Source organism: Paraburkholderia sp. J7, assembly GCF_905220155.1.
In the GTDB taxonomy this organism is placed as follows: domain Bacteria; phylum Pseudomonadota; class Gammaproteobacteria; order Burkholderiales; family Burkholderiaceae; genus Paraburkholderia.
Window position 1 is genome coordinate 17,230 of sequence record NZ_CAJMYZ010000045.1, and the last position, 15,874, is coordinate 33,103.

Consider the following 15,874-nt stretch of genomic DNA (forward strand, 5'->3'; position numbering starts at 1 on the left):
GGCAAGCCCAAGCGCGCGATCTGCCGCCCGTTACGCGTCAGCGCGACCCGGGCATCCGCTGCCCCGGCAGGAAGCCGCCATCGAAGCCGGACAGCGCAGGAAAACTGGTGGATTTCCCGGGCGCGGTCAGGCCTCCGGGGTTGCTTTGCGTGGTTCGCAAGCCTGGGGCAAGAAAAAGGAACTTCCAGCCGTCATAGGTCTCCGCGCCCTCGAAATCCACGTATTGCCGGGGAAACCCCGTGCGTTTGAGCGTGGCTTCCGCCGATCGGCTGAAGACACCGTAGAAGCGATCGCCCTGCAGCATCGGCACCCAGTCGTTCTTGCCGGTGAGCGGATCGGGATAGGCAAAACGCAGATGATGAAAAGGCTTGGGAAAGCGCGTGTCGTCGAGCAGATCATCGACCGTCGCGGGGTAAGCCCGGCCCACGCGGTAGTACCGCAGAATCGCCAACCGGTACTGGTTGCCGGCGAACAGCAGTTGCTTTTCCTGCTCGCGGCGGCGTTGCAGCGACCACACGTCGAGCGCGCCCGCCAATGCGATCGACATCAGCATCAGCGCGATCAAAAGCGCCAGCAGCACGAGCCCGCGCTCGCGCGCCGTGCGCGCCTTCAAGCGCCGCCTGGCGCGCGGCCCGCGGCCCGCGCTGCTCATTTCGCGTCCCCTTGCGCGTGCGGCGGCGTCCCCTGCGCACTGCTGGCCGGCGCGACGTCGTAGACGCCTGGCTTGGTTTCATCGGGCGAAGCGATCACGGCCCATTTGTCATCGCCATTGACCGGATCGACGGGGACGGCGCGCAGGTAATGCTTGGCCACCAGTTCGTCGAGCGTCTCCGGGTACTGGCCGTTGTCCCCGTAGTACTGGTCGATCGCATTGCGCATTACCGCGACGTTCTGGCGCCGGACCTGCTCCTTGCCGACTTCGATGCTGTGCATATAGCGCGGCACCGCTATCGTCAGCAGCAGGCCGATGATGGCCATCACGACAACGAGTTCGATCAGCGTGAAGCCGCGGATCGTGTGCCTGCGAGCGGGTTTCATGATGCGCCGTCACCATTGTTTGTACGGAATGCCGTTAATGCCGACGCGATCGGATTTCGACGACACGTCGAACACATCCTTGCCGGCCTGTTCGCTCATCGTGCCGGTGTCGCCGCCCGCGGCCTGATCCGGCGGCTCTCCATAGGCGCGCACCCTCCACGTTTCTTCGGCAAGCGTGTCCGGGTCGCCGGTAAAGAAGGGATCGCGCGGCACGTGACGCAGGAACATCAGCAGGCCGCCTTTCGGATCGCGTGCGTTCTTCACGCCGGTCACGAGCACGGTCAGCGTCGGCGGATAGCCGGACGCTTCGGCATCCTTGTCGATGAGGCCGGTATCGCTTGCCTCCTTGTAGGCGTCGAGCGCGGTACGGATCTCGCGCAACGCGTCGCTCAGTTGCTGCTCCTTCTGACGCTGTGCGATCAGTTCCGAAAACGGCAGGATCGCGAGCGCGAGAATGCCCACGAGCGCGAGCGTGATCACCAGTTCGATCAGCGTGAATCCGCGCTGATCGAACTGGCGTGAGCCGCGCAAGCGCATCGCGCACGTTCCGGTAGCCACGGTTCAGTACCCGCCCTCGACCGGGCGCAGGGGGTTATCGCTCGGCATGGTGCCCGGCGGCATTTGCAGCATCGGCGGCGGCGTTGGGGCCGCTGCCGGCGGCGGCGGCGGCTGCGGCGCGGGCGGCGGTGCCGCGGCGGACTCCGCTTCGCCGCCCGCCTGGTCCGCCGCCGCCGGCGCGGCCGGGGCCGGCGCTGCGCTCTGCCCAGACTGTCCGTACTGCCCCGCTGGAGCCGTTTGCTGCGCAGGGTTTCGCGAGAAGCGTCCACCGTACGGTTCGGGCGGCGGCGTCGTGCGCGGCGCGGGCGCCATTTGTCCGAACGCGCCGTTCGAAGGCGACGGCAGCGCGGGATACGCCTCGGCGCCGCTTCGCGAAGACGCGCCCCCCACCGTGCCGCCGCCGACCATGCCAGGCATCGGCTTCGCCGCCGGGGCCACGGACGTGGCCGCGCTCGCCACGACGGGGTCCAGCCGAAGCTGATCGGCATGCACATTGACATCAGTGCCCGACCACAATTCCTGCGTGTCCGCGTCGGGGGCAACCATCGGCCGGACGATGTGCGGGGTGATCTGCAACACGATCTCAGTCTTGACGTGGTCGCCGTTGTGGTTGGAGAACAGCCTCCCCAGTACCGGCAACTGCCCAAGACCGGGCACCTTGTTGGCACTTCTGCGGTCTTCATCGGAGATGAGGCCGCCGAGAATCTGGGTTTCGCCGTCGCGCAGGCGCAGACTCGTCGAAGCGCTGCGTGTGCCGATCTGATAGGCGAGCGAATTCAGGCCATTGGAATTACTGCTCGAGATCGTGTTCGTGATGTTGCTGACTTCGAGATTGAGCTGGATGCCGACATCGCCGTCGCGATAGACCCGTGGCTGCACTTCGAGCTTGATGCCGACATCGAGGTACTGAATCATCTGCGTATAAGAGGGGCCGCTCGTGCTGGGCGTGCTCGAACTCGAGATCACCGGCACCTTGTCGCCAATCATGATGCGCGCTTTCTCGTTGTTGCGCGTCCTGATGCGCGGGCTCGCAAGCAGATCCGCGTCGGTGTCGGTGAGCTTGAAGTTCGCCGTGGCCGAAAGGCTGCTCACATTCAGTTCATTGATCGTCAGATGATGCAGAATGCCCCATGTCGTCGCGGTGCTCGGCGTCGACATCGTGAACGAGTTCGGCCAGTCGATGCCAAGATCGGTCAGTCGCTCGTGCGACACTTCCAGCACCTCGACTTCCATCATCACCTCGGGGTCCGGCAGATCCTGGGCGGCGACCATCTCCTCGGCAACCTTGATCGTGTCGGGCGTGCCGCGAACCGTCACGGTATTGGCCTTTTCGTCGATCACGACCTCCTTGATCTTCAGAATGCTCTTGAGCAACTGCTGGATCTGCTTGGCCTCGACGTTCGACAACTGGAACGTGCGCACCTTGAGCTCCTGATACTCGAGCTGCTTGGCGGGCGTGGCGGGATAAATGAAAAGCGTATTGGCGTTGAGCTGCTTCTTGTCGAGCTGATTCTGCATCAGGATCATGTCGACCGTGTCCTGTACCGAAGCGTTCGTCACGAAGATCGTCGTCTTCAGATCGGAGCGTACGTCGCGATCGAAGATGACGTTCAACCCCGTGGTGCGCGACAAGGCTTCGAATACCATGCGCACGTTCGCTTCGCGAAACTGCAACGTCACCGGCTTCTGCATGATCGACGACGCCGCCAGCTTGTCGTCGCGCTCCGCACGTTGCTGGCTCAGTTTCGCGTTGAGCTCCGTCTGCATCTGCTGCGCGAGAGTATTGGTCGGGTTCTCCACCAGCACGCGGTGCACCCGTTCAGCGGCCTGCGAATAGGCGCCGCGCTTCATCATCCGTTCGGCTTCCTGAAGAATGGCCAGATCCTTGCGGTCCTGATCGATCTGCAGGCCGATCTTGCGGATGCGCTCATTGGTCGGATCGATGGCGTATGCCTGGAAGAGGTTGCGGATCGCGTCGTCGAACTGGTAGCTCTTGCGGAATTGATCGGCCTGGTCGAGCAGCGTCTTGACCTGGGCATTGCGCTGGTTCAGATAGTCGACTTTCGCCTGGGCGTCGGTGGGATCGTCATGAATGTTCGGAACATGCATGCAACCGCCGAAGGCGAGCGCGGACACGGCAACGGCAAGCGCAAGCACGCGCCCTCTCGCGATCTGCATCGCGCCTGGCAACGGAACAGGAAACAGAGCGACCTTCGAGAGGCGTGTTGACGGGCCGCTGTCCCCATCGCGGCTCGCACCCCGTGTGCATGAGGCATTCATTTATTTGTCCTCGCGTGGAATGGCTACCACCTGCCTTTCGTGCAGCGGCAAATAGGTCAGCACGACGTCCGACTCCGACACCGACTCGATACGGTACTGGTTGTCGATCACGTCGCCTGGCGACACGATCAACAACTGATCCCCGTTGCTGAGAAACACTTGCGGTCTGGCTGCCTTTGCATCGATTTGGCCCACGTACGTGAACGGCACGGGGGGCGCGGTGGGCGCAGCGGGCTGCACCGGCACGACAGGCACTTCGACTGGCGGTGGCGGCGGAAGCCACGAAGAGACCGTGAATGGATCGTGGTTCGACTCGAGCGAAAGCGGCGCGCGCAAAGAAAGAAGCTTCGCATGGGCGCTCTCCATCGCCGTACCGGTGTCCGCGCCCTGCGCACCCGATGCCGGCGCCGCGGCCTTGTCGGCTGCTGCGGACGGGTGCTTGCGATGCCTGGCGTCGGGTCGCAGGTGGCTGTCGTTGCGATGCTGAGTGTCGAGCACCGCGACTTGCGCCGGCATCTGGCGCGCCGCGACCAGCACGCGATACCCTGCCCCGGCAGCCGCGATTGCGCAAAACACCAGCAGCACACGCATGGGCAGAGCGGGTTTCATGGCTGGACGCTCCTGTAAATCAGTTCGAAGCGCACCCGCGCGTCGAGAATATTGCCGTCCACCGCGGGACGCTCGACATGGATTTCCCGTAGCGCCGCATTCGGCACCTTGTTGAGCACCAACGCCAGAAAATGCCGGATCGCACTGTACTGATCCTTGACGGGCAACATCACCTGATAGCGCGTGAAGCGCGCACCGGCGTCTGTGCTCACCTGGTATTCGGCCGAGCCGAGCGTCAGATTGCTGCCACGCGCCTGCTCGAATATCGCCGCGATATCGTCCGCGCTTTGTGAAAAATGCGGGAACAGTTCCGGCAACGCGTCGAGCGCAACAGCATCCGTCGCGGCGCTATGCGCGCCGCCAGGCGGGTGCGCCGCGGCTGCCCGCGTGAGCCGGCCCGAATCCTGCATGGCTTTCGTATCGGCATCCACATTGGCGATTTCAACGCACATGAGTGCCGCCGCGCCGAACATCAGCACACCCGCGAGTCCAGGCAGGCCGTACGAGCGCCGCAATTCGAACCGCAGTGTCAGCAGCCTGTCCCGCAGTTGCTCCGCGTTCATGATTTCCTCCAGACGGCGGTGATCTGGAAGCGAACCGGTTTGCCCGGCACATTGGTCTCGACCAGATGATCGTTGAGCACGGCTTCGCGCAACAGCACGCTCGTCTGCAGATACTTCAGGTACGCGATCATCGCGTCGAAATTCTTCGCTTCCGCCGTAATGCGAATCTGGCTCTGCGCCGGGTTCTGGTCGATGCCGATCAGCGCAACATCGTGCTCCGGATAGTCTTCCACGATTGAAAAGAGGTCCTGCCATGGCACGGTCAGCTCGCGCAGTATCGACAGGCTCTGCTTTTCCGCGAGCTTCGCGGCCAGTGTCAGCGGCGGTTTCACCGCGTGCTGTTGCGCGAACGTCCGATGCCGGACGACGTCGAGATCGGTCTGCACGCGGTCGTTCTCGGCGTAGGCATGCCAGAGGCGCACTGCACACGCGAGCAGCAGCACGGCGGCGACACCCAGCAAGATCAGGCCGCTCGTCCCGATGCGCGCGCGCCGCCTGGCGAAGTCGATGTCGAGGATCTGGATCATTGCGCGTGCTCCATCAGCCGGCGCGCGGGCGAACTGTCCGGCGCCGGTTGCGTCGGCCGGATCGCAGCCGCAAAACGCGCTTCGAACGGCGCGGGGTCGGTGTCGTACCCGAACAAATAGATCGTGCAGTCTTCCCGTTTGAAGCCCGCTCGCGTCGCCGAACGCTCGAACAGCTGCTCGGCCAGTTCGGCAAGCCTCGGCGCGTTGCCCGCGTCTCCGGGAAAGAGGCGCTGCGCGTCATAGGCGGCCCAGCCGCGCTGCTCGACCATCACGGCCTGCATCAACTCCTCGGCCACGAAGATCAGCAGGGCATCGCCGCCCGCCACGATGTCGGCGCAATTGAGCATTTCCGGCAGGCCCAGTTTCAAGCGGGAAATCCGCACATTTCCGGCAATGCCCACTTCATGCATGCCGTCGTGCAGCGCGCGCGACATCGCGCTCGCAAACAATGCGCGGCCGCCCTGCTGTACACAGAAGCGCACCAGCAGGGATTCGCCGTCGATGCCATAGGTGTCGGTGAAATGGGCCAGCGCGATCTCTTCGAGTTCGCGCGCGCGCAGCGTGCGAAAGTCGCCGCGCAATATCGCGTGGTTGCCCCAGAAGTCGTCCAGCACCACGTGTGCGTTGCGTGTCGGCGATTTCGCCTCGTGCGGCGCGCTCTCGACTGTTTCCGCTGCCTCCGCTGCATCGGCGCCGGGTGTGGCGACGAGCGCCGCGCGCAGCGCGGCGAGCAGACCCGCTTCGGTGCCGTACAGGTCCTCGGGAATCGCGAAGCTGAGCGGCTCCGCCGGCGGCAGGTGTTTGCGCGGGTGCCACCGTCCGGGCGCGCGGGTCCCGACGACGATCTCGCGTGTGCCGATGCCGATCGCGACCGGACTATTCAACCATCGTGACACGATTGATCTCCTCGAGTGTCGTTTCGCCGCGTTTCACAAGCTCGATCGCGGCGACGCGCAGCGTCTGCATGCCATAGCGCATTGCCGCGGCCTTGATGTGCCCGAGTGGCGCGCGCTCCGATAGCAGTTGCCGGAGTTCGTCGTTCATGCGCAGCGCCTCGGCGATCGCACGCCGCCCGCGATACCCGCTGCCGCGGCATGCGGCGCAGCCGGTGCCGCGGCGAAACAGGTAGTTTCCCGCTGCGTCCGGGTCGATTCCCGAGCGGACGAGCGTCTCCTTGTCAATCGTGTCTTCGGTCATGCAATCCGGACAGCATTGCCGCAACAGGCGCTGCGCAATCACGCCATTCAGCGCGGAAACGAAGGAGTACGGATCGACCTCCATATTGGTGAAGCGGCCGATCACGTCGAACACGTTGTTCGCGTGAACGGTCGTGAACACCTGGTGCCCGGTCAGTGCGGCCTGCACGGCGATCTGCGCCGTTTCCGGGTCGCGGATTTCGCCGACCATGATCTTGTCCGGGTCGTGCCGCAGAATCGAGCGCAGCCCGCGTGCGAACGTCAGTCCCTTGGCCTCGTTGACCGGAATCTGCAGGATCTCGCCGAGCTGGTATTCGACCGGATCTTCGATCGTCACGATCTTCTCGAGGCCGTTGTTGATTTCCGTGAGAATCGCGTAGAGCGTCGTGGTCTTGCCGCTGCCGGTCGGCCCTGTGACGAGCAACATGCCGTACGGCATCGAGGCGATCGTACGCATGAAGCGCGTGTCGCCCTCCTGAAAACCGAGCGCCTCGAGCGTCAGGCCACCTGCGGATTGCGAAAGCTGATAGCGGTCGAGAATGCGCAACACCGCATCCTCGCCAAACTGGTTCGGCATGATCGACACGCGAAAATCGATTTCACGCCCCGCGTACTGCGCCTTGAAGCGCCCGTCCTGAGGCACGCGCCGCTCCGCGATGTCGAGCTCGGAGATCACTTTCACGCGCGAGAGCACCTGGTCCGCGACATCGCGGCCCTCGGCGCGGCCCACCACGGTGAGCACGCCGTCCACCCGGCACTTGACCATCAGCCCGTTCGCGCGGCATTCGAGGTGAATGTCGCTCGCCATCATCTTGAGCGCGTCGTAGATTGTCGAATTGAGCAGCCTGACGACCGGACTGTCGTCGCTGCTGATGCCCTGCAGCGTCAACGCGAGCGAAGCAGGATCGACGGCGTTCTGGATCGGATCGTCGAACGCAAGGGAGTCCAGTGCGCGAACATCCTTTTCGCGCACGGTCAGCCAGGCATTGATGTCCCCTGCGCTTGCGAGCGCCCAGCGATACGGGACGCCCGGCTGCGAGCGCATGCGGTGCTCGATCCAGCCGCGCGTGCGGGCATCGAGCGGATCGGCGATCGCGAACAGCAGCCCGCGGCTATCGCTATCGTCTGGATCGTGGAAGCAGATGCAGAGGCGGGTTGTCGCGTCGACGAACGAAACGACTTCGAAATCCGGTTCGAGCTGATTCAATTCGCGCATACTGATCGACTTCATGCGAAATTGCGCCGCCAGTTGCACACGCAGCTCATCCGCGCTGAGCGAGGTCTGGGCCATCAGCTCCTCGAGCGCGCGAATTCCGGAACCATGCCGCTCGCCGAGCGCTCTCAGCGCGTCGCGCAGATCGGCGCGCGCTTCGGCCTGGGGGCCTTCCTGCAGGGCGATGACGGTATCCACGCGCTTCCCCAATACGTACTGCTGACTATCTACTGAATACTCGACGCGATCTCGAAGATCGGCATGTACATCAGCACGACAATGCCGCCGATCACCACACCAATGAAGATCATCATCGCCGGCTCGATCAGTCGCGAAATCAGATCGATCGTGCGCGACACCTGCGCTTCCTGGAACGCCGCAATGCGGTCGAGCACGGGGCCGAGACCACCCGTCTTCTCTGCGACCGTCAGCAGGCGGTACGCGATCGCGTTCGCGAGCCCGGCCTCCTGAAACGCGTCCGAGACCTTCGCGCCGTTGCGCACCCGCTGCAGTGCGCCGGCGAGTGCGGCCTGGTCCGCACGTCCGACCAGACCTTGTGCAAGGTCGAAAGCCTTCACCGCGGGAATGCCGCCGTCGACGAGCATGGCGGTCGTGCGATAGAACTGCGACTGGCGAAAGACACGAAAGTGTTGCCCGATACCCGGCAGCGCCAGCATCCGGTCGGCGATCCAGTTGCGCACGAACGGGCGGCGCAAGGCGAAGCCTGTTGCCACGACCAGCACGACGAGGCCGACGCTCAGCCCGGCCCCGTGCGCATGCACCATGCCGCCCCAGGCCATCAGCATGCGCGACAGCAGCGGCAACTCGCGTCCGCTGTGCTCGAGCAGGCTCGCGAAGCGCGGCACCACGAAACCGAGCAGGAACAGCACGACAGCCGCGCCGACGAACAGCAGGACCGTCGGATAGATCGCCGCCGACACCACGCGTGAGCGCAGTTCGTGGAGTGTCGCGCTGTTGCGCGAAAAGCGTGTGAGGCTGTCGGCGAGACCGCCGGTCTGCTCGCTCGCCTTCACGCATGCGACCAGAACGAGCGGGAAGACATGACTGGCGTGCTCGAGCGCAGCGGAGAGCGATTGCCCCTCCTCCAGCCGGCGCAAGAGGTCGCGATACACCTGCGCCGACGCCTCCCGGCGTTCATTGCCGCCAAGCGTGCGCAAGGCATCGACGACGCCCACGCCCGCGTCGAGCAGCGCGGCGAGTTCGCGGGCAAAGAGTTCGACGTTGAAGCGGGCGCCGGGTATCCCGAGCCGGTTCGCACGACTGCGCCGCCGGACGCCATCGGCGCGAACCGACACGACGCGCAGGCCGCGAGAACGCGCAAGCGCCGTGGCTGCCGTCGACGAGTCGCTGTCGATGCGAAGCGTCTGCACTGAGCCATTCGTATCGAAGACACGCAGCACGTACTTCACGTCGACTCTCCTTGCAGACCATCCGTTACCGGCGCAGCGGCCCCGCCGCGCATCGCTACCACGACGAGATCGTGACGTTCTCTCCCGTACCGTCGCCGCGTCCGTTCTTGCCCAGCGAAAACAGGTCGTAGTCGCCGTGGTCACCCGGCGAACGATACTGATACGGGCGGTCCCACGGATCCACCGGCACGGCCTTCTGCAAATAGGGACCGCTCCAGCGGGTTGCGTTCTGCGGCTTGACCACCAGCGCGTCGAGGCCCTCTTCGGTCGTTGGATAGACGCCGACGTCCAGCCGGTATTGATCGAGCGCCTGACCGAGCGACACGATCTGTGCGCGCGCGATCTTGACGTTCGACTTGCCGACCTGTTCGAAGTATCGAGGGGCGACGAGACCGGCCAGCAAGCCGATGATGACCATCACGACGAGCAGTTCCAGCAGCGTGAAGCCGCGGCTCGCACGCGCGCTTGCGTGCGCCGCAAGACTTGCGCAACGCCGTGGCGCGCCGGTTTCGGCCTGGCGCATGCCGCATTGGATAGAGGTCGATTCGCTGGACACGGCACCCCTCCCCTGTATCGACTCACCGCTTCAGCGTCGCTGAAGCCGTTGAATGCATTTTTGTTCAGGTCGATACAGCCAAGAAGTAGGGAGTGCCGTCCAAAGACATGGGTAAAGACCCTCCAGTTGCACCGTCCCTGTCTGGAGGGATTTCACACATGCTCGTCATCGGGCAGCGTCAGCACGCCCATGTCGATCGCGAGGCGCACGAGGCCGTTCAGGTTCCTGATGCCGAGCTTGCGCATCAGGTTCGCGCGATGCTTTTCTATGGTCTTGGGACTCAGGCTCAGGCACTCGCCAACCTGGCGGTTCGTGCGCCCCTCGACCACGAGCCGCAGCACAGTGCGTTCGCGGCCAGTCAACGCGTTCCAGAGCTGCGCATGGTGGGCGATATCCTCCTGCGATCCGTGCGTGCCGCCGCTAACCCAGTTGACGCCGGTTGTGCGCCTGCCCTGCAACACGAAGCGCATTTCCCGCACCAGCTGGTCGAACGACGCGTCCTTGACCACGTAGCCGTCGGCACCCGCGGCGAACGCCTCGCGTACATGGTCTTCACTCCAATGAACGGTAAGGACGATGATCCGGATGCACGGGCACTCGCGCTTGATAGCGGTGATCGCCTCGAAGCCGCTGCCGCCGGGCATCGTCAGATCCATCAGGATCAGATCGGGCAGCGTCTCTCTGGCGAGGCGATGCGCTTCGATCCCGCCGCTCGCCTCGCCGACGATGCAGTAGTCGTCCAGTTCGGAAACCATGCGGCAAAGGCCGCTGCGCAGTAAATGCTGGTCCTCGGCAATCAGCACACGATGTCTTTTTTCCAATTTCGTTGCTCCTTGCTGGACGCTGCGCGCCTAGTTCGAAGCGACCATGTCGTGATAGGCGGCGAGCAGTTCCGACGGCGTGGCAAAGCCGTCGATGCGCAGCCAGGGCTTGCCGGGCGCGGCGCGCAGGAATGCAACCGGCGTATGGTTCATCTTGTCGCCGCGATAGACGTTGAACGCGCGCTGCGCCGCAATGCTCGCCTCGACCGTGCCGGTGTAGTGCTGCCACTCGGGGCCCGCTTCGAACCTCGCCGCGTAAGCCTTGAGCCGCGCAGGCGTGTCCTCTTCAGGATCGATCGAGATCGACACGATGTGGACCTTGTCCCGGTCGCTGCCCAGATGGCTTTGCAGTGCTTCGAGCGTCTGGCTGATCATCGGGCAGATCGTCGTGCAGGTGGTGTAGATGAACGTCAGGATCACGGGCCTGCCGTCATTCAACTCGTCGGCGAGCGAAACGGTCTTGCCGTCGTCGCGCACGAGATCGACTGAGGGCAGCGTGTACTGCGCTGTCGTGCGGGTCGTCATGCCCGCCATCATGTGATGATGCATGTGCGGATCGGCACCGGCTTCGGCGTCCCCGTCAGGTGCGCACCACGCCGCCGTTGCCGCGAGCGCCATGCCTGTCAGCACGAATGCGCCTACCCTTAATTTTGCAGTCCTGTTCATACCGGTCTCCAGCAATGAGGAGAAGGGTTGCTTCTCGCGACGCGCGGGCCGCGGCGCGCTCACTCCCTCGCAAATCCAGTGTCATGAATTTGCCCATGAGCGTCATTGGATGAGGGCCCCCAATTGGCGGTGGGGTATGTCCGCTTGATGGAAAACCCGCACTGATCAGTGGGAGTGCTCCCACACTACGACCCCACAATTTCCCCGTTGCGGCTTGAATCGATCACGGCCTACAATCCGGATAATCTTACTAATTGCTTATACCGACACCGACGCATCGGGGAGCTCCAATGGATGAAAGCCAGCCAGGGGGACCGCAGGTAAGATTGCTCGACCTGATCGAAGCGATGCGCAAGCTTCGCAGTACCGCCTGTTCCCGACAACCCGACGCCGGCGTCGTCACCGACGCGCGTGGAGCGGCGCTCGCGATTCTCACACCCGATGGGACCTTCGTGTCCGCAAACCGCAGTGCCGCCGCACTGCTCGGCTATTCGAGCGCCGAGCTTGCCGGCAAGGGCCTCGCCGACCTCGCGCCCGACGATTTTCACGACGAACTGGCAGACGAACTCTCCGCGAGCGCGGCTCGCGAGTTCCATTCGTTCAGTGCAGTCCTCAGCAGCCGCACAGGCCATCCAACGCGGCTCGCGCTGCATCAGCAACTGTTGCCCACAAGACGCCCTGGATCGACCGTCTTGCTGACGCTATTCGAAGAGCCGCTGACCTTCGAACCCCGGTCCGCCGATCCGGCCGACGTGTTCGATGCAAGCGAGCGGTTGTGCCAGACGTATCTGATGATGGGGCAGCAGAAGGAACGCCAGCGTCTCGCCGCGGAGTTGCACGACGGACTCGGCCAGGCATTAACGCTCATCAAGCTGATGACGGAGGACACGCTGATACGCATACGCCGCGGGCAGATCGACGACGCGGTGAACCTGCTGGACTCGACCGTGTTCCGGATCCGCGAAACGATCGGCGACGTGCGGCAGATATGCGGTGAACTCAGGCCGCTCATGCTGGACAAGCTGGGGTTGCCCGCGGCATTGAGTTCGCTGTGCCGGCGTATCGAACACGGCGCGGCGGCGTTGTCGGTCTCGTTCGACTGCGACGTTGCGGACAAGGACGTGCCCGAGCACCTGAAAGCGGACATGTTCCGAGTCGCTCAGGAGGCGTTGAACAACGCCGTCAAACATGCCGCGGCTACGCAAATCTCGCTTAGCCTGCGCGGCGACACGAGAGGCTGGCTATTGACGATTCAGGACGACGGCATTGGCTATGAGAACCATCCGTTCGCCACAGAAGACGCCTACACGACAGGATTGGGCCTGATCGGCATGCAGCACCGTGTCGAAATGCACGGCGGCGCGTTCTCGATCGAGTCTTCCGCGGCGACAGGTACACGCGTTAGCGCAACCTGGATGCGCTAGCGCGGTCTGCGCCGCGTTCAGGTTCCCGTTTCGCCTAGCCGGTATTCGGGCAGCTCGCCCCCAGGTCCCGAACCCGCCGCCGGCTCGGAGCGCTCCGGCAAGTGCTCGTCGTCCACATTCGGCTCAGCGCACTTGGCCGCAAGCGACGTCAGCAGGCCCATGCTCATCGCCACGAGAACCAGTTCGGTCAGGTTGGCGATGTGAAGCTTGTGCATCATGCTTGCGCGATACTTCTCGATCGTCTTGGGACTCAGGTTCAGATACTGTCCGACCTGCCGGTTCGTGCGCCCTTCCGCGATCAGCTTCAGCACGCTGCGTTCGCGTGCCGTCAGCACGTCCCACGCATGCTTGGGCGCGGGCGCTTCGCGGCCGCCGCTCACGAACGAGTCCACCATGTATCCGTACACGTCTGCGCTCAGATGTTTCTTTCCCTGCATGACCGAGCGCATTGCGACCAGCAGCTCGTCGAACGACACGTCCTTGAGCACGTAGCCGTCCACGCCCGCACGCAGCGCCTCGCGCACGTACTCCTCGTTCTGATGCACCGTGAGCGCAATGATGCGCACGTCCGGCGATCGCCGTTTGATCGTTGCGCTGGCGTCGATGCCATTCATCCCCCGCATCGACAGATCCATCAGGATCAGATGAGGGGCGAGCGTCATGGCCTGCTGGCAGGCTTCCTTGCCGTCCCTCGCTTCGCCGACGACGTCGTAGTCGCCTTGCGCGCACAGCATCGAACGTAGGCCATTTCTCAGCAGATCGTGGTCCTCTGCGATTACAACGCGACATTTGGTATTCACGTCTTGTCTCCCGGTTCCAACGCCCTCAGTCGTCATGAACGGCTTAACGATTTGACTATTCCGAAACCTTCCGTTAAGCTTTCATCACTTACATTCGAATTCCTAAGTATCTGCTTTACGCCCGTTTTCCACGCACCCTACACGCGCGTGCCATTTGCAAGGTTCACGCCACTTCCCGGTGAACAAGCACCGGCGCGCGTCTCCACATTTCCGCAAATTTCGGGAGCGCGGCGGGCATCAAAAATGTTTCAAATTCGAACCCTTTTGCATTCCGCAGAGGATTGGCCATCGCAAGGGATAGGCCAGGGATAACGGGAAATCCGTTCATTGTTGCCGCCGGGTGCAAATTAACCCGTCACAGTTGCGCCGCATGAGAAGAAAACAGGCGCCCTGCATCGCAATAGATTTGTATCGGCCAATTACCGTCTCTTACCATTTGTTTCGAATGTTAAGTTTCTGCAATGTGCTTTGCGGCGGCCAAATCACGATGCAAAGTGTAGGGAGGTGCCCCATTGTCGATCGGTTTTTTCTGCTACCACAATTCAGGTGCAGGAGAAAACAACGATGGATCGCCACCCTTCACCCAGCGTGCGAAACGCAATCATTCTCGCCTTCGCGATGCTCGGCGCGGTGTTGCCGAAATCTGCATATGCCCAGATATTCGGCACGGTAGACGGCAATGGGGCGATCGTTCTCACGAACGTGCCGGGCAAGCCTGGATTGAAGGTAATCGTTGCTGGCGAGCCGCCAGGGGAACCCGGCGCGAGGCGCCGGTCCCGCAAGTCAATCGGCAGCGCCGGCTTCCCCTTGTACGCGGACGTCATCGACGAAGCGAGTCGCTCGTTTCGCGTGAAACCCGAATTGCTTCGCGCGGTAATCGACGTCGAGTCGGGATATAACCCGAAGGCGGTATCGGATAAAGGCGCACTGGGATTGATGCAGTTGATGCCGGAAACTGCAAAGCGTTTCTCGGAAGGCGACATGTTCAATCCGCGCGACAACGTGCTGGCCGGCGCGCGGTATCTGCGCTTCCTCCTCGACTTGTTCAAGGACGACGTAGAACTCACGCTGGCCGCTTACAACGCTGGAGAGAACGCCGTGATTCGCGCCGGCTATCGCGTGCCCTCGCTGCCGGAAACACGTCTCTATGTTCCGCGCGTGCTGGCGCGCTACAAGCAGTTGCTCGCGGCCAGTTGATCGCCTGACGCAGAGCCCTTGGCCGCAACACGAGGCGCTTGAATAGCGAGCCGGCCGACTGCGGACCAGTTCAGTCGGCCGGTCGCCCTCTGCTACGTACGGCGCGAGCATTCGCAGGTCGCCGCGCCCTACGCTCTCCCTTCTTTATTTTCGGTCTGCGCGCGTCACGGAATCGCGGGTATGCCCGGGTCACCTTCCTCGATGTGTGCCTGCGCGTTGTGAAGTGTGATCACGTGCTCGATCTCCGCCACGCGCTCTTTTGGAACATCAATCATTATCAAAAGCTCGCCCCGGAGAATCCCCGCTTCGAAACGCTTCAATCGCGAATTTGGCATGTCGACGCCGATCATCGCCGCTACCCACGCGCCGAATCCTGAGCCTGAAAGCGCGAGGATCACCACGGTGCCACTGGCGATCCTGAGGTCTTCGGGCGGCACGACGAAGGCAATCAGCGCCACCAGCAATCCGGTCGCGCAGCCTACCGCCGTGCCTCGCGCCAGCGACACAAGCAGATCGCTGCGTTGCGCGAGCGATGCCTGCGGCAAGCCGTCGATCGACACATTCTCGTTGGCGATGACATGCATATGCCGCCACTCGATTCGCTGCACAAGCAGTTCGCCGACGATCCTGCGCGCACGCTGTGGGGTGGGCAACAGAAAGTAGACGCGTCTCATTTCAGGCACTCCAACTTTACGCCGGTCACGCACCGAAACCCCTGGTGACATTCTTGTCCGCGACGAAGCCGGATTTAAGTAGTATTGCTCGCCGAAACGCGTGGGTAGAAACCCGCAGATATTCTTTCGTTTTCCTCACAGACTGCCGTAGCTATGCAGGCCCGATAGGAACATGTTGACGCCCAGGAACGCGAAGGTCGTCACCAGCAGGCCCGTGAGCGCCCACCAGGCCGCCACGCCGCCACGCAGGCGCTTCATGAGGCGCATATGCAGCCAGGCCGCGTAGTTGAGCCACACGATCAGCGCCCAGGTTTCCTTCGGG

Annotated in this window: 18 protein-coding genes; 2 read left to right on the top strand and 16 right to left on the bottom strand. The window is 63.2% G+C overall.

Features of this window, described 5'->3' with window-relative positions; translation table 11 throughout:
• Nucleotides 1-37: 37 nt before the first annotated feature.
• From U5A58_RS39120 to U5A58_RS39180, 13 genes are all read right to left on the bottom strand, one after another.
• Complete coding sequence (locus U5A58_RS39120) at nt 38-652, bottom strand: type II secretion system protein (RefSeq protein ID WP_321965289.1); 615 nt, start codon at nt 650-652, stop codon at nt 38-40.
• Entirely contained in the window at nt 649-1,038 is a 390-nt protein-coding gene (locus U5A58_RS39125; RefSeq protein WP_321917716.1) for a type II secretion system protein, read from the bottom strand. The genes U5A58_RS39120 and U5A58_RS39125 overlap by 4 nt, the downstream gene beginning before the upstream one ends.
• A gap of 9 nt (nt 1,039-1,047) precedes the next feature.
• A complete protein-coding gene (locus U5A58_RS39130) occupies nt 1,048-1,575 on the bottom strand; it encodes a type II secretion system protein (protein WP_321917749.1) in 528 nt (175 codons plus the stop codon).
• Between the two features lie 24 nt (nt 1,576-1,599).
• Nucleotides 1,600-3,876, bottom strand: a complete 2,277-nt coding sequence (locus U5A58_RS39135; protein ID WP_321965290.1) for a type IV pilus secretin PilQ — start codon at nt 3,874-3,876, stop codon at nt 1,600-1,602.
• Nucleotides 3,877-4,485 carry a hypothetical protein gene (locus U5A58_RS39140; RefSeq protein WP_321965291.1) on the bottom strand — a complete coding sequence of 203 codons (609 nt, stop codon included), beginning with the start codon at nt 4,483-4,485 and terminating at the stop codon, nt 3,877-3,879.
• Nucleotides 4,482-5,048: a hypothetical protein gene (locus U5A58_RS39145; RefSeq protein ID WP_321940288.1), complete on the bottom strand. Its 567-nt coding sequence runs from the start codon at nt 5,046-5,048 to the stop codon at nt 4,482-4,484. The genes U5A58_RS39140 and U5A58_RS39145 overlap by 4 nt, the downstream gene beginning before the upstream one ends.
• The gene (locus U5A58_RS39150) at nt 5,045-5,575 is read right to left on the bottom strand and encodes a hypothetical protein (RefSeq protein WP_321917709.1); all 531 of its coding nucleotides are present in this window, start codon (nt 5,573-5,575) and stop codon (nt 5,045-5,047) included. The genes U5A58_RS39145 and U5A58_RS39150 overlap by 4 nt, the downstream gene beginning before the upstream one ends.
• Nucleotides 5,572-6,471 carry a hypothetical protein gene (locus U5A58_RS39155; protein ID WP_321965292.1) on the bottom strand — a complete coding sequence of 300 codons (900 nt, stop codon included), beginning with the start codon at nt 6,469-6,471 and terminating at the stop codon, nt 5,572-5,574. The genes U5A58_RS39150 and U5A58_RS39155 overlap by 4 nt, the downstream gene beginning before the upstream one ends.
• Nucleotides 6,452-8,062 (bottom strand): GspE/PulE family protein, encoded by a 1,611-nt coding sequence (locus tag U5A58_RS39160; RefSeq protein ID WP_415774359.1) that lies wholly within the window; start codon nt 8,060-8,062, stop codon nt 6,452-6,454. The genes U5A58_RS39155 and U5A58_RS39160 overlap by 20 nt, the downstream gene beginning before the upstream one ends.
• A 149-nt stretch (nt 8,063-8,211) precedes the next feature.
• A complete protein-coding gene (locus U5A58_RS39165; protein WP_321965294.1) occupies nt 8,212-9,414 on the bottom strand; it encodes a type II secretion system F family protein in 1,203 nt (400 codons plus the stop codon).
• A 55-nt stretch (nt 9,415-9,469) separates the two neighbouring features.
• Nucleotides 9,470-9,937: a type II secretion system major pseudopilin GspG gene (gene gspG / locus U5A58_RS39170; protein WP_415774360.1), complete on the bottom strand. Its 468-nt coding sequence runs from the start codon at nt 9,935-9,937 to the stop codon at nt 9,470-9,472.
• A gap of 185 nt (nt 9,938-10,122) precedes the next feature.
• The gene (locus U5A58_RS39175) at nt 10,123-10,773 is read right to left on the bottom strand and encodes a response regulator transcription factor (protein WP_321965295.1); all 651 of its coding nucleotides are present in this window, start codon (nt 10,771-10,773) and stop codon (nt 10,123-10,125) included.
• A 48-nt stretch (nt 10,774-10,821) separates the two neighbouring features.
• A complete protein-coding gene (locus U5A58_RS39180; RefSeq protein WP_415774358.1) occupies nt 10,822-11,457 on the bottom strand; it encodes an SCO family protein in 636 nt (211 codons plus the stop codon).
• Nucleotides 11,458-11,747: 290 nt separating this feature from the next.
• Here U5A58_RS39180 and U5A58_RS39185 point away from each other — a divergent pair, with 290 nt between their 5' ends.
• Nucleotides 11,748-12,881, top strand: coding sequence for an ATP-binding protein (locus U5A58_RS39185; RefSeq protein WP_321965296.1), 1,134 nt, complete (start codon nt 11,748-11,750; stop codon nt 12,879-12,881).
• Between the two features lie 17 nt (nt 12,882-12,898).
• On the opposite strand, the gene U5A58_RS39190 is transcribed toward U5A58_RS39185, so the two are convergent.
• A complete protein-coding gene (locus tag U5A58_RS39190; protein ID WP_321917699.1) occupies nt 12,899-13,681 on the bottom strand; it encodes a response regulator transcription factor in 783 nt (260 codons plus the stop codon).
• A 564-nt stretch (nt 13,682-14,245) separates the two neighbouring features.
• On the opposite strand from U5A58_RS39190, the gene U5A58_RS39195 reads away from it, so the two are divergent.
• Nucleotides 14,246-14,878: a lytic transglycosylase domain-containing protein gene (locus U5A58_RS39195; protein WP_415774361.1), complete on the top strand. Its 633-nt coding sequence runs from the start codon at nt 14,246-14,248 to the stop codon at nt 14,876-14,878.
• Between the two features lie 164 nt (nt 14,879-15,042).
• On the opposite strand, the gene U5A58_RS39200 is transcribed toward U5A58_RS39195, so the two are convergent.
• Entirely contained in the window at nt 15,043-15,552 is a 510-nt protein-coding gene (locus U5A58_RS39200; protein ID WP_321965297.1) for a DUF1269 domain-containing protein, read from the bottom strand.
• 135 nt (nt 15,553-15,687) lie between these two features.
• The coding region (gene ccsA / locus U5A58_RS39205; RefSeq protein ID WP_321965298.1) for a cytochrome c biogenesis protein CcsA at nt 15,688-15,874 on the bottom strand (187 nt) is incomplete at its 5' end.